The organism is Streptococcus rifensis (assembly GCF_053203525.1).
On the sequence record NZ_JBRUCW010000006.1, the window covers coordinates 1 to 14,114 of the forward strand.

13 protein-coding genes are annotated in these 14,114 nt (G+C 43.1%); 12 read left to right on the forward strand and 1 reads right to left on the reverse strand.

Annotation, left to right across the window (positions count from 1 at the left end):
• Positions 1-290: 290 nt before the first annotated feature.
• The 6 genes from rimP to rbfA all read left to right on the forward strand — a co-directional run bounded on the left by rimP (position 291) and on the right by rbfA (position 5,959).
• Complete coding sequence (gene rimP / locus ACVRYP_RS04730; RefSeq protein WP_447467610.1) at positions 291-782, forward strand: ribosome maturation factor RimP; 492 nt, start codon at positions 291-293, stop codon at positions 780-782.
• Between the two features lie 27 nt (positions 783-809).
• The gene (nusA, locus tag ACVRYP_RS04735) at positions 810-2,036 is read left to right on the forward strand and encodes a transcription termination factor NusA (RefSeq protein WP_447467611.1); all 1,227 of its coding nucleotides are present in this window, start codon (positions 810-812) and stop codon (positions 2,034-2,036) included.
• A gap of 10 nt (positions 2,037-2,046) precedes the next feature.
• Positions 2,047-2,343: an RNase P modulator RnpM gene (rnpM, locus tag ACVRYP_RS04740; protein WP_447467612.1), complete on the forward strand. Its 297-nt coding sequence runs from the start codon at positions 2,047-2,049 to the stop codon at positions 2,341-2,343.
• On the forward strand, positions 2,336-2,638 hold the full coding sequence (locus ACVRYP_RS04745) for a YlxQ-related RNA-binding protein (protein WP_447467613.1): 303 nt from the start codon (positions 2,336-2,338) through the stop codon (positions 2,636-2,638). The genes rnpM and ACVRYP_RS04745 overlap by 8 nt, the downstream gene beginning before the upstream one ends.
• Positions 2,639-2,655: 17 nt before the next feature.
• Positions 2,656-5,514 carry a translation initiation factor IF-2 gene (infB, locus tag ACVRYP_RS04750; protein WP_447467614.1) on the forward strand — a complete coding sequence of 953 codons (2,859 nt, stop codon included), beginning with the start codon at positions 2,656-2,658 and terminating at the stop codon, positions 5,512-5,514.
• Between the two features lie 94 nt (positions 5,515-5,608).
• Complete coding sequence (gene rbfA, locus ACVRYP_RS04755) at positions 5,609-5,959, forward strand: 30S ribosome-binding factor RbfA (RefSeq protein ID WP_447467615.1); 351 nt, start codon at positions 5,609-5,611, stop codon at positions 5,957-5,959.
• A 56-nt stretch (positions 5,960-6,015) separates the two neighbouring features.
• On the opposite strand, the gene ACVRYP_RS04760 is transcribed toward rbfA, so the two are convergent.
• On the reverse strand, positions 6,016-7,248 hold the full coding sequence (locus ACVRYP_RS04760) for an HlyC/CorC family transporter (RefSeq protein WP_447467616.1): 1,233 nt from the start codon (positions 7,246-7,248) through the stop codon (positions 6,016-6,018).
• A gap of 436 nt (positions 7,249-7,684) precedes the next feature.
• Here ACVRYP_RS04760 and ACVRYP_RS04765 point away from each other — a divergent pair, with 436 nt between their 5' ends.
• The 6 genes from ACVRYP_RS04765 (at position 7,685) to essB (ending at position 14,114) form a co-directional block, all read left to right on the forward strand.
• Entirely contained in the window at positions 7,685-8,521 is an 837-nt protein-coding gene (locus tag ACVRYP_RS04765; RefSeq protein WP_447467617.1) for a Cof-type HAD-IIB family hydrolase, read from the forward strand.
• 152 nt (positions 8,522-8,673) lie between these two features.
• Entirely contained in the window at positions 8,674-8,964 is a 291-nt protein-coding gene (locus tag ACVRYP_RS04770; RefSeq protein ID WP_447467618.1) for a WXG100 family type VII secretion target, read from the forward strand.
• A gap of 73 nt (positions 8,965-9,037) precedes the next feature.
• Complete coding sequence (esaA, locus tag ACVRYP_RS04775) at positions 9,038-12,184, forward strand: type VII secretion protein EsaA (protein WP_447467619.1); 3,147 nt, start codon at positions 9,038-9,040, stop codon at positions 12,182-12,184.
• Positions 12,162-12,626 carry a type VII secretion protein EssA gene (gene essA / locus ACVRYP_RS04780; protein WP_447467620.1) on the forward strand — a complete coding sequence of 155 codons (465 nt, stop codon included), beginning with the start codon at positions 12,162-12,164 and terminating at the stop codon, positions 12,624-12,626. Before esaA ends, essA begins: the two co-directional genes overlap by 23 nt.
• Before the next feature lie 2 nt (positions 12,627-12,628).
• Complete coding sequence (locus tag ACVRYP_RS04785) at positions 12,629-12,886, forward strand: EsaB/YukD family protein (RefSeq protein WP_447467621.1); 258 nt, start codon at positions 12,629-12,631, stop codon at positions 12,884-12,886.
• Position 12,887: 1 nt separating this feature from the next.
• A complete protein-coding gene (gene essB, locus ACVRYP_RS04790; RefSeq protein WP_447467622.1) occupies positions 12,888-14,114 on the forward strand; it encodes a type VII secretion protein EssB in 1,227 nt (408 codons plus the stop codon).

Consider the following 14,114-nt stretch of genomic DNA (forward strand, 5'->3'; position numbering starts at 1 on the left):
GGCCCTATCTTTCGTTTTTCTCCCGTCACAAACAGCCTTAATGGTCTGGTATTTTCTTGTTTCTGTCATGGTTAAGTCTATCCTTTGCATGATACTAGAATAACAGATGGGACATTTTTACCTTCGACCTAACTAGGACATTATCACTTTCGAATGATAATGGTAAGCTATTTAAAACTATCTTAGTTGCACCATTTTAAAAAACATGCTATAATACAGATAGTTAAATAGGAAAAGGAGGTCGAGGCATACGTCTTGACCTCTCTTATATGCATTGATATTGAAAAGAAATGGAGGACAGTGCTATCGCAAATCAATCTATTGTTGATCTGGTGACTGAGGTTGTGACGCCAGCTATCCAGCCACCGTATGAGCTTGTGGATGTTGAGTATGCAAAGATGGGTGGAGATATGGTCTTGAGTATCTTCATCGACAAAGAAGGGGGTATTTCCCTAAATGACACAGCTGACTTATCAGAAGTGATCAGCCCGCTTTTGGATGGTATCCAGCCGGATCCTTTTCCGGACCAGTACATGCTGGAAGTGACCAGTCCTGGTTTGGAGCGACCGCTTAAGACAGCAGAAGCTCTCCAAAACGCTGTTGGAAAGTACATCAATGTCAGCCTCTATAAGGCCATTGATAAGGTCAAAGTGTTTGAGGGAGACCTTTTGGCCTTTGACGGGGAAATCCTTCAGATGGCCTACATGGACAAGACCCGTCAAAAGGAAGTGTCCATCCCTTACGAGACGGTTGCCAAAGCCCGTCTTGCTGTGAAACTCTAATCGTTATCAAAAATTAAAGGAACAATCATGAGCAAAGAAATGCTAGAAGCCTTCCGTATTTTGGAAGAAGACAAAGGAATTAAAAAAGAAGACATCGTTGATGCTGTCGTAGAATCACTCCGTTCTGCCTATAAGCGTCGTTATGGACAGTCGGAATCAGCTGCCATCGAATTTGACGAGAAAAAAGGTGATTTCCACGTTTATACAGTGCGTGAAGTTGTAGACGAAGTCTTTGATAGTCGTCTCGAAATCTCTCTCAAGGATGCCTTGGCTATTAGCTCAGCCTATGAGCTTGGGGATAAGATTAAGTTTGAAGAGTCTCCAACAGAGTTTGGCCGTGTAGCTGCGCAATCTGCTAAGCAGACCATTATGGAAAAAATGCGCAAGCAAACCCGTGCCATCACCTACAACACTTACAAAGAACATGAAAATGAAATCATGTCAGGAACCGTCGAGCGCTTTGACAATCGTTTTATCTATGTGAATTTGGGAAGCATCGAAGCTCAACTCTCTAAGAAGGATCAAATCCCTGGAGAGGTATTTCAATCGCATGATCGTATCGACGTTTTTGTCTATAAGGTTGAGGACAATGGCCGTGGGGTCAACGTCTTTGTTAGTCGTAGTCATCCACAAATGATTAAACGTCTCATGGAACAGGAAATTCCTGAGGTTTATGACGGTACTGTCGAAATCATGAGCGTATCGCGTGAAGCTGGTGATCGAACCAAGGTCGCTGTGCGCAGTCACAATCCAAATGTGGATGCGATCGGGACCATCGTCGGTCGTGGTGGCGCCAATATCAAGAAAATTACTGGGAAATTCCACCCAGCTAAATATGATCCTAAATTGGACCGCATGGTACCTGTCGAAGAAAATATTGATGTCATCGAGTGGGTGGAAGATCCAGCTGAATTCATCTACAATGCTATTGCCCCAGCTGAGGTTGACATGGTCCTCTTTGATGCTGAAGATGCCAAACGAGCAACCGTTGTTGTTCCTGATAACAAGCTATCGTTGGCTATTGGCCGTCGTGGGCAAAACGTGCGTTTGGCTGCTCACTTAACAGGTTTTAGAATCGACATCAAGTCTGCTAGTGAATATGAAGCTCAGGAAGATCAGTTCTTCCCAGAAGTAGCCTCAATCGAAGAGGATGTTGAGGCAGTAGATAGCTTGGATGAAACAGCTTGGGTAGATATGGATGATGACATGCTAGCTGCAGCTGCAGAATTTGGAGTATCTCCAGATCAGGATTAGGAGGTAGAGGATGGCCAAAACTCGTAAAATCCCTCTCAGAAAATCAGTTGTCTCAAATGAGATTATCGACAAACGGGATTTGCTTCGCATTGTTAAAAACAAGGATGGTGAGGTCTTTATTGACCCGACAGGCAAGGCCAATGGCCGTGGTGCCTACATCAAGTTAGACAATGACGAAGCAGCGCTTGCCAAGAAAAAGCTTGTTTTCAACCGTGCCTTTGCTATGGAAGTTGATGAAGCCTTCTATGATGAGCTTATCGCCTATGTCGATCACAAGGTCAAAAGAAGAGAGCTAGGTCTTGAATAATCACCAAAAACTCTTAAATCTATTAGGCTTGGCCCAACGTGCTGGAAAAGTGATTTCCGGCGAGGAGTTAGTGGTCAAAAGCATCCAGAACAATCAGGCCAAACTGATTTTTCTAGCCCAGGATGCTGGTCCTAATTTAAGGAAAAAAATAACGGATAAATCCGATTATTATCAGGTAAACGTCTCTACAGCGTACACGACGCTGGAAATTAGCACAGCCATTGGCAAACCGCGAAAGGTGCTTGCCGTGACAGATGCTGGATTTGTAAAGAAGATGAGGTCTATTATGGAATAGAACAGGAGGACAAGGTATTGTCTAAGAAGAGATTAAATGAAATCGCCCGTGAACTGGGTGTCACCAGTAAGGAAGTCGTCTCAAAAGCGCAAGAACTGGGCTTTGCTGTTAAAAGCCACGCATCAAGTGTTGAGCCAGATGCAGCTGCTAAGATTGCAGCTAGCTTTGGAAAAGCTAGCGCGCCAAAAGCTACGCCTGCAGAAAAGGCTAAACCAGCGGAAAAAGTAGCAACTAAGCCTGTCGAAAAAGCTGTTGAGAAGTCGGCTGAAAAGCTAGATGATAAACCTGTGGCCAGAGTGATGGAGGAACCAGCACAAAAAGCACCTGTAGCTGAAAAAGCAGTTGCACCAACAAGTGAGTCTGCAAAAGTAGACGCTCCTGCCACTCCAGTCGTTCGCCCGCAAAGCCGGAACTTTAAGGCAGAGCGTGAGGCTAGAGCCAAGGCGCAAGGGAACCGAGGTGGCCAAGGGAATCGTCGTAGCGATAACCGTCAGGATCGCGGAGGGCAATCAGCGGACAATAGACGCTTTAATGATCGCCGTCAGGATAATCGCCAAGGCAACCGTGACGGGCAAACTCAAAATCGCCACAATGACTATCGTGGCGGGCAAGAGCGCCGTCAGGAGAACCGCAATGGCCAAAACCGTCGTAACGACAATCGTCAGGCTCAAGCACCACAGGCTGCACCACGCATTGACTTTAAGGCGCGTGCCGCAGCACTCAAAGCCGAGCAAAATGCGGCTTATGCAGCAGGCAGTGAAGAACGTTATAAGCAAGAATTAGCTGCTAAAGAAGCTCAGCGTCAGGCACAAGCCCGCAAGCCCAAAATCGAAGAAGTCTTCGTTGACCCAGTAGTGGAAACTGTGCCAACACCAGTTGTTGCGCCAGTTGCTGAAAAGCCAGTGGACAACCGTCGCAAGAAACAAAACAAAACTGATAAATCGCGTGATTTCCGTCAAGATAATGAAGACGGGCCACGCAACAAGCAAACGAATAGGAATCGAAATAACCAACAAGTGCGTAACCAAAGAAATTCCAATTGGAACAACAAGAAAAATAAGCGTGGCAATAAGAATCAGGTTCAAAAACCTGTTACGGAGCGTAAGTTCCACGAGTTGCCAACGGAGTTTGAATACACAGCTGGTATGACTGTGGCTGAAATTGCAAAACGGATCAAGCGCGAACCCGCTGAAATTGTCAAGAAACTCTTTATGATGGGTGTTATGGCGACCCAAAACCAATCTCTCGATGGCGATACCATTGAACTTCTCATGGTGGATTATGGTATTGAAGCTAAGGAAAAGGTTCAGGTCGATGATGCGGATATCGAGCGCTTCTTTGTCGAAGATGGCTACCTTAATGAAGATGAGTTGACAGAGCGTCCACCAGTTGTTACCATCATGGGTCACGTTGACCATGGTAAAACGACCCTTTTGGATACCCTTCGGAACTCACGTGTTGCGACAGGAGAAGCTGGTGGGATCACTCAGCATATCGGTGCCTACCAAATCGAGGAAAATGGCAAGAAAATTACCTTCCTTGATACCCCAGGACACGCGGCCTTTACGTCTATGCGTGCCCGAGGTGCTTCGGTAACGGACATTACCATTTTGGTTGTTGCGGCGGACGATGGTGTTATGCCACAAACCGTTGAAGCCATTAACCATGCCAAAGCTGCCGAGGTGCCTATCATCGTCGCTATCAACAAGATTGATAAGCCTGGTGCTAATCCAGAGCGTGTCATCGGGGAATTGGCAGAGCACAATGTTATCTCAACGGCTTGGGGTGGCGATTGTGAGTTTGTTGAAATCTCAGCTAAATTCAACCAAAATATCGATGAATTGTTAGAAACTGTTCTTCTGGTTGCGGAACTGCAAGAACTCAAGGCTGACCCAACTGTGCGTGCTATTGGTACGGTTATTGAAGCCCGTTTGGATAAAGGTAAGGGTGCTGTTGCGACCCTCTTGGTTCAACAGGGAACGCTTAATGTACAAGACCCTATCGTTGTCGGCAACACCTTTGGACGTGTTCGTGCCATGACCAATGACCTTGGCCGTCGCGTCAAGGTGGCTGGTCCATCAACGCCAGTATCGATCACAGGTCTGAACGAAGCGCCGATGGCAGGGGATCACTTTGCGGTTTATGCCGATGAAAAAGCTGCGCGTGCAGCCGGTGAAGAGCGTGCCAAACGTGCCCTTCTCCAACAGCGTCAAGCAACGAATCGTGTCAACTTGGATAACCTCTTTGATACCCTTAAAGCTGGTGAAGTCAAGTCTGTTAACGTCATCATCAAAGCTGATGTGCAAGGGTCTGCTGAAGCCTTGGCAACATCCCTTCAAAAGATTGATGTTGAAGGGGTTAAAGTAACCATCGTTCACTCAGCAGTCGGTGCCATCAATGAATCCGATGTGACCTTGGCTCAGGCTTCTAATGCCTTTATCGTAGGGTTCAACGTGCGTCCGACCCCAATGGCTCGCCAACAGGCAGAAGCTGACGAAGTGGACATTCGCCTCCACAGCATCATCTACAAGGTGATTGAGGAAGTGGAAGATGCCATGAAAGGCTTGCTTGATCCTGAATTCCAAGAGAAAGTTATCGGTGAAGCGATTATCCGTGAAACCTTTACGGTTTCTAAGGTCGGCACCATCGGTGGATTCATGGTCTTGTCTGGTAAAGTGACACGTGACTCCAAAGTCCGTGTTATCCGTGACGGTATCGTTATCCACGATGGTGACCTTGTCAGCTTGAAACACTACAAGGATGATGTTAAAGAAGTAACGAACGGCCGTGAAGGTGGTCTCATGATTGAGAATTTCAACGACCTTAAAGTCGATGACACCATCGAAGCCTACATCATGGAAGAAATCAAACGGTAATCAGTTAATAATGCATTACCAGAGATATACTACATTGCAGACGACAGTTAGCCTGACTGGCTGTCGTCTTTTATGACGAAAGAAAGGAAAAATGATGGGAAATTCATTTCGAACAGACCGGGTTGGTATGGAGATTAAGCGTGAAGTCAATGACATTTTGCAAAAGAAAGTGCGTGATCCCCGTGTCCAAGGCGTGACCATCACGGATGTGCAAATGGTCGGCGACCTCTCATCTGCCAAGGTCTACTACACTATCTTGAGTGACCTAGCTTCTGACAACGAAAAGGCTCAAACAGGTCTTGAAAAAGCTAAGGGCACCATTAAGCGAGAACTTGGCCAACGCTTGACCATGTATAAGGTACCAGACCTCGTCTTTGCCAAAGACGAATCCATTGCCTACGGCAGCAAGATAGATGAGATGCTTAGAAACTTGAATAAAGACTAAAAAACGCGTCCCTGATTGGGGCGCGTTTTCATCGTTAAAAAGGCTCAAATTGGGCATCAAACGACTGTAATGATGCATTTCTGGATGCGGTGACGGTCCATTTTAGTGATACGGATATGGAGGTTGAAGATCTCAAATTCATCCCCTTCACTTGGGATTTGGTTGATTTTCTCAAGTATCCAACCGTTCATCGTGGTCGATTGGTACTCATCTTCGATGCCAAATTCTTCAAGGATCCGATCAGCATCAGCATAGCCCATAACCAGGTATTCTGAGGGTTTCAATTCATGAAACTCATGAACAATCTCATCATGCTCATCCCAAATTTCACCGACAAGTTCCTCTAAGATATCCTCCATGGTGACAATACCATCTGTGCCACCGTACTCATTGGTAACCACGGCGATATGGATTTTTTTCTGTTGAAGAGTGTTTAGGAGGTCGTTAATTGGCGTTGTGGTGGTGACATGAACAACATCTGATATAATTTCGTCGATGTGATTCTTTCCTTGGACGACCATTTGAAAGAAATCGCGCAAGTGAATGGTCCCGATGATGTGATCGATTGATTCTTTGTAGACGGGGAGGCGGGAGTAACCAGAGTCAAGAAAGGCCTTGGTGATATCATCCTTACTGGCTTCGATGGACACTGCCTGTAGATCGACCCGGGAGGTTAGGATATCGGCGACCCTGTTGTCATTAAACTCAATCACGCTGTCAATCAAATCCTTGTCTTCTTGGGTAATAGCGCCTTCTTGATGAGCTTCATCCACCATGGTCATTAACTCTTCTTCGGTGATGGATTGGTTATCTTTTGTCTGAAAAACTTTTTGAAGGAGGATATTCCAAGCACTGAAAAAGAGATTGATCGGCTTAAAGAGGATGAGAAGGAGGCGAATAATGGGGGCAACTGCCATGGCAAAAGCTTCAGGAGATTGTTTGGCCAGGGTCTTAGGAGTGACTTCCGAAAAGATAAGGACCAAGATTGTAATGACAATGGTCGACACAGTTACCCCGATGTCTCCAAGCAGAGCAATGAAAAAAACAGTAGCCAAAGACGACATGGCAATATTGACAATGTTGTTGCCGACCAAGATGGTCGAGAGGACAGTGTCGTATTTCTGAGCCAGATCAAGGGTTAGCTGAGCTCGTTTAGACCCTTCCTCAGCCATATTTTTCAACCGTATCCGGTTTAATGATGAAAAAGCGGTCTCTGTTGCGGAGAAAAAGGCTGAGAGGCCCATCAATCCTATAATCGACACCATCAGCAAGGAATTGCTGTCGTCCATGTAAAACTCCTTCTAATCAAAAAAGGGCTGATCCCTTTAAATACTCTGATAATCTTATCCATTGTACCAAAGATTAAGAGTCAAGGCAATTGATTGGACGGGATAGTCCTGTATCGTAAGGAATCTATTGGTCATCTGCTCATTCTGCTCAGAATTCGAGTGCCATTTCGTAAATCTGACCAGACTTTACTCGCCTAGGGGCCTTATTTTTGGTAAAATAAAAGGGAATGAAAAAGCCAGTGATCTTATTGAAAGAACACGAGAAATGAATAGTGTTGACTGGATTGGAAAGAACGATTGCTCTATTAGCATCGTCACTATATATTTCACTTAGCTTCTCGTGACGTATCAGTGAAACACGCTAGTCTTGACAACAAATCACAGTGTTTAAATAGGATGACTGCTTTAAACTGAGACATTCCTGATGGAGGATAGGATGATTAAACTGATAGCGATTGATATGGATGGAACCCTGTTAAACAGCCAAAAAGAAGTTCCAAAGGAAAACATTGCCGCTCTTCACCAGGCCGTCGAGCAAGGGGTGAAAGTGGTCATCTGTACAGGGCGTCCTAAGTCAGGTGTGGTGTCCATTTTTGACCAACTAGGACTTGATGGCGAAGAAGAGTATGCTATCTTAGACAATGGCTGTACCATCTATAAAACCAAGGATTGGTCGCTCCTAGCCCACCAGTCACTCAGTCAAGAGGATATGGCTTTACTGGCAGAAAGTGCCAAGAATTACCCAGACATCTCTGTTACCTACTTTGATTCTGATCATTATTATATCCTAGGGGAGGATGTCCCAGAACTGGTGACTTACGATGCTGGTTTGGTCTTTACCACACCGACGCCGACAACTTTAGAACACGTGCAAAACAGTCCGATACCGATCTTCCAGGGCATGTTTATGGGAGAAGCGCCAGCCTTGGACCGCTTCCAGGAGGAGCAGGGGAACAAGCTCAGTCAACACTTCTCGACGGTGCGCAGCCAATCTTACATCTACGAGGCCATGCCAAAGGGGACGACCAAGGCGAGCGCCTTAGCGAGATTGGCAGAGGCCCTTGATCTAGAGGCAGAGGAAGTCATGGCTATCGGAGATGCGGCCAATGACCTTGAAATGTTGTCCTTTGCAGGGGTTAGTGTGGCTATGGGCAATGCTAGTGAAGAGGTTAAGGCTATCTGTGACCACGTGACTGTAACCAATGACGAGGCCGGTGTGGCGCGTGCGATTGAGGAATTTATCAATACGAGCCATGGAAAAATTTCTTCGTAATGAGGTTGAAGCCTTTGCATAAAAAATCAGTTTTTTAATTGAAATAGTCAGAAAATAACAAAAAAATACACTATTTTGATGGACAAAGATTGACGTTCGGCTCAAAAGTAGGTATAATAAAGAGGTCATTAATCAAAAAAAAGGAGAAAACAATGGCTAGAATTAAACTGACCCCAGAAGAACTGCGTACTTCGGCTACTAAATATACAAATGGTGCTGAAGACATTCGTACGATCCTTAGTAATTTGACTTCCGAACAAGAAGTTATTCGCGAAAATTGGGAAGGTTCAGCTTTCGATAGCTTTGATACACAATTTACAGAATTGTCACCAAAAATTACTGAGTTCGCTCAATTGTTGGATGACATCAACACACAACTTAATAAAGTTGCGGAAATCGTTGAGCAAACAGACCAAGATATTGCAGCACAAATCGGAGGCTAATTTTCCGATAAAAAAGGAAAGGCATGTCCTTTCCTTTTTTCCATTTTAGAGGAGAAAACTAAGAAAGAAAAAAATGATGAAAATAAAGGGTATAGCGTTGTTAAAGCTTGTTTTAGCAGTAGTCATCTTTACTGGTTTACTGTTATTTTTGAATTTACAGGTGAGTCAGAGACAAAAAGAAACGGATGTTAATAGACAGGAACAAGAAAGTCACATGAATGTCGCTATTGTCAATGAAGATCAAGGTGGGGAATTTGAAGGGAATGTTTACAACCTAGCTAGGAATTATGTGAAACAATTAGAAAAAAACACTGATCACAACTGGACAGTTGTCTCCCGAAGTTCAGCTGAACGTGGATTGGAAAATGGGACCTATCAGCTGGCCGTTTTTATACCTAATAATTTTACCAACAAACTCTTGGATATTAATGCAGTTGCACCTGAAAAAACGCTGATTTACTATAAAGTTAATGCTAGCGGAAATGCTACAATGGAGAAAATTGCTAATCAAACCGGAGATAAAATTGTCTCTGATTTGAATCAACAACTGGTCGATATGTTCATGGCTAGTATTTTGGGGAATCTTTATACGGCTCAAAAGAATGTCCAATCAGTTGTAGATAACCAAGGGAAAAATATTGCGACTTATGAGTCAAGCATTTATAATAATGCCATAAATTTTCGTAATGGATTGCCTAATTTAATGGAAAATGCCCAAAATTCATGGCTTTCAAATGCCCAATTGATTTCAAATTTAATTGAGTCTAACACTTTATATGAGGGCATTCAAACGACCCAAGGGGAGTATAACGATCAACTTGGAACACTTATTGAACAGCGTGCCTCTGGGGAGATCAGCTATCAAGAATTTATGGCACGCTTGTTTGAAATGAACAACTTAGTTTCTCAAAGTGAGGCACTTTATAGTGTGGTGAGTGCTAATCAAGAGAATCTTGAAGCCCAACTTTCTGAGCAAGAAACGGGGGCTATTGGTTTAAATTCAGCATCCTACACTGATTTGCAGGAATTGCTGGCGCGATTGCAAGAGCAAAAAGATACTCTATCGAATAAGGTGGACACCATGTCCCAAGGGATTAAAACGTCCTTAGCTTCCTATTATAATTTAACAGAAGCTGAAGTTGATGATCTGACGGTAGCTGAATTCATAGCCAAAAATGATTCGGAAAAGTCTGCTGAGCTTAATGAAAATATCTCAGCTATTCATGAGGTTTTACAAAGGATTGTCAGCCAAGTGCCTGCCTTTGATTTTAAAGATATTGCACCTTATTTTGCCTTATCACATTTTGATCAACCAAGTGCTTACAACTCCGAAGAAGTCAGCAAGACATATACGGGTCTGAGTGCCAATGTTGCTCTAGCGGAAGACTTTAAAGAAGCTTATGAGAAACTGGCTCAGAAGCAAAGTTCGCTCGAAAATGAAACAAAAACGTCTAGTTTTGTCCTGAACAATTCTGATGGGGCATTTGATGGAATGACCCTTGAAGTTTCAGCCATCAATCCAGCTGTTACTATTGAGTCAATTAGTCATTCTGGGCAACAAGGACGTTTGGCACGTGAACCAATCACCATTACCTACACTTATAAAGTCAGTCAACCCCAAATATCAGGAGCGGATGCTATCCGTATCTTTATTACAGTTCCATCATCTAATAATCCAGATGCTGACGCCCCTGCCTCTACAACGATAGAGAAACGTCAAATTGACTTTACTTATATGAAAGATGATGGCACAGAAGTCACAGAGCCCAGGGAAGTTGAAGTCGCTATAAATCATTATTATAGTAACACAGATGCCATGGGACTAGAAATTGATTTTCTCCTTCCAGCAGATTTTTCAGGTTATGCGTCACAGGAGTATCAAGACTTGCTCTCAGACTACAATAGTTTGGCGGGGCAGGTTTATCAAATCTATGAAACCGCGGGAGCATTAACTAAGGCAAGTACTAATCTAACGACCTTATCTTCTTCGCTAAATCTTCCGATAAGCCAGTATTTAACGGACATTATCCAGCATATTTTAACCCCAACATTACAAGAACAGGGGGAAAACTTAGATTTACTGGATGCGAACATTAAGGACTTGAATGCCTCCATGGATTCCTTGACAATTAAACTGGAGGATATTGAGACGCAAACTCAATCTTCAGGAGAATCGATCGCTTCCTTATTAAGTCATTATGTGGAACTAACAGATAAGGTGGCGGAGTTGCAAAATGCTCAGGAGAGTGACGAGTCTTCTCAGAGTGCTTTGACGACAAATCTTCAAGCTTTAATGCCTGAATTTGCGGCCCTCTCTTCAAATACCCAGGAAGTGGCTTCGAACACACTCCGAAATTTAAGTGAAGCTGAGGCAGTACGGTCAACATTAGATCAATTTGAAAACAGTATTTCTTCCGCTGAATCTAGTGCTACAGACTTGTCTTCTCAGGCAGAAGGCTTGATGACCGCCTTTAACGACGAGCTGAGTAAGAATCAAGATTTTGTCGGTGCCTTTGTAAAAGTTCTTAGTAACGCCTATAATGATGGGGTGCCTAATGAAGTCCTCTTAGACTTCTTATCAAGTCCAGTGAGGCAAGAAAGTCAAGCGACAAAGACTACAACGAATGTTTATAAGCCATTTACTTGGGTTTTATTGATAGATGTGATTGCATTGATGACTGCCTACCTCTTTAGTGCAACCCACTTGTTTAGTTCTCAAAAAGACCCCTTTAAACGGTCAAGTAATCCATTGCTACAGGCTAACTCAAAGACAATTATTATAAGTCAATTACTGGCTGTTCTGTTGGGCTTGTTAATTGGTTTAGCTTCCTTAAACCAATTAACGGTTGACTCTAACAATAATGGATTATGGGTTTTTTCAATTGTACTTATCATCCTCTTTTTAACCCAGTGGCATTATTTGTTATTGAAATATTTAAAAGCAAGCGGTATGGGAATTGCACTCTTTATTTTGGTAACGTATATTTACTTAACGAGTGCAGTTGGAACGACTGCTAGCTTGAGTGGTCTCCCACTGTGGGTGCGTAGAACAAATATCTTAGCCTATTTTGAATCCTTGTTATCAGGATATTTTGTAGATAAACCAGCTCCAGTCATCGGGCTATTTCTGATTACTTTAGGTCTCATAGGAGGAATTGCCATTGGTCTTTTTGTCAGTCCAAGGACATCTAAGAAAAATGAAACATCGTTTCAAGCTTAATAAATTATGTCTTGCATTGTCATTGTTACTTTTGCTATTCTCCAATGGCAACACAGGAGGGGCTTCTGAGAAGGCTGAGTATCAAAATGATTTGGTGATTCGGTCTGAGCGCTTGGAACAAGAAGAACAGCAGAATTCCTCAAAAACTAGTCGCTTAAGGACTCTATTTGAGACGTCTGATACTGAGAAATTACAAGCTCTCCAGCAGAAAAACCAAAAAGAGCGCGAGATGGCTATTGACCAACTTTTCCAGGAATCTGCACCCAAGGTCGAGCAATTAGATAAGAATGCGCTCTTTAAAAGAATCGATACAAAGATAGTATACAGCCAGCCTCAATCAAGCCAGGAACAAAAGCGTTTTACGATAGTATTTTATAGCATTTTGGCTCTAGTGATTTTAGGTAGTCTTGTTTATATGAGTTATTTGTTTTTGAAAGGATAGAGATGGGAATGAGAGCTAGTCATGTTAATGTCACCTTAACAAGCAAGGGATTGGACTATAAATGTTATGATCTTAGGATTCCAAGAACTATTGAAGTTAAGCGATTAATTCTGGAATTAGAAAAAATTTTTCATCAAAGAATCTGTCATGAAAAGTATCAGATTAAAGTTCATAATAAAGGGTTCATTGTTGATGAAGGTCATTATTTGTCAGAATTTCAAATCACTGATGGTGATATGATAGAAGTGATGGAGAGTTAGTATGGAAGACAATCTAAAAATAGGACAGCATGAGTTAAAACGCTCTGTAGATCAGCAACAGGTCACCTTGATTCAGAAACGGTCAGATCTGCAATTGCAGGACCTGTCTCGCTTGAGCCTTTTGGCCTTTGATCACCCCTTGCTTTTGACGCAAGCTATCAGTTGGGACGAAGATAGTGTCTATTATGAGTTTCGTTTGCCAGAGACATCAGTAACTTGGGAGGAACTCCGAGAGCAACCCATTTCAGAGCGATTGAGAATTTTAAATAATGTGCTAGCCTTTCATGAACTTTTGGACTTAGAGCTGACTTTTTATTTATCACCGGATAATATTCATTTGGATGGCAATGGAATTCCGCGATTGTTTTATAGAGGCCTAAAGAATCAGCAACCTCCCTTTGACATGACTGACCTTATTTTTCTGCGTCAGGTGAAATCCTTAATAATTTCTCAATTTTCGGAGCATGAGTTTAATACACTTTATTTAGGTGGCCTGGAAGCAGTAAATGAAACAGCATTTATTATTCAGATCAAAGAAGCCAAGGATCTAGAAGACTTAAAAGATCTCCTTAGACGGGAATACACCCAAACCAAATCAAAGGAAAATGAGACATATCAGCGTGTGCCCCGCACCCAATTTCGTCTTTACAGACAGTTGACCTTCACCTTAGGCGCTTTAACGGTACTATTTGCCATTCCTCTCGTCTATTTAGGATTGATTCGAGGTCCTTTTCAAGATAAAATGCTCCAAGCAGACACAGCTTTTTTGAAGGTTGATTACAGCGATGTGGTAACGACTTTAGAGGATGTGCAAGTAGGGCGCTTGCCTAAAACTCAGAAGTATGCCCTAGCGTATTCTTATGTCCAGCTCCTAGATCTATCCTATGAAAGCAAACAAAATATTCTCAATAATATTTCTCTCATTTCGGACCAGAAGTATTTAGACTACTGGATTTATGATGGTCGAGGGGAGTTTGACCAGTCTTTAGACCTTGCAAGGCAGTTGGAGGATTATCAATTAATCATTTATGCTTTGGACCAAAAAATAACGCAAGTTCGAAACGATCAATCCTTAGATGGGGAAACACGTGAAGAACAGCTCAAAACCCTTGAAGCCGAGTTTGAGCAATATTCTAAGATGCGCACGGATTTGCTGGAGCAAGCAGACAGTCCAGAAGGCTCTGACCTTGAAAACACCTCCGAATCCAGCAACCAAAATGAGGAGTAA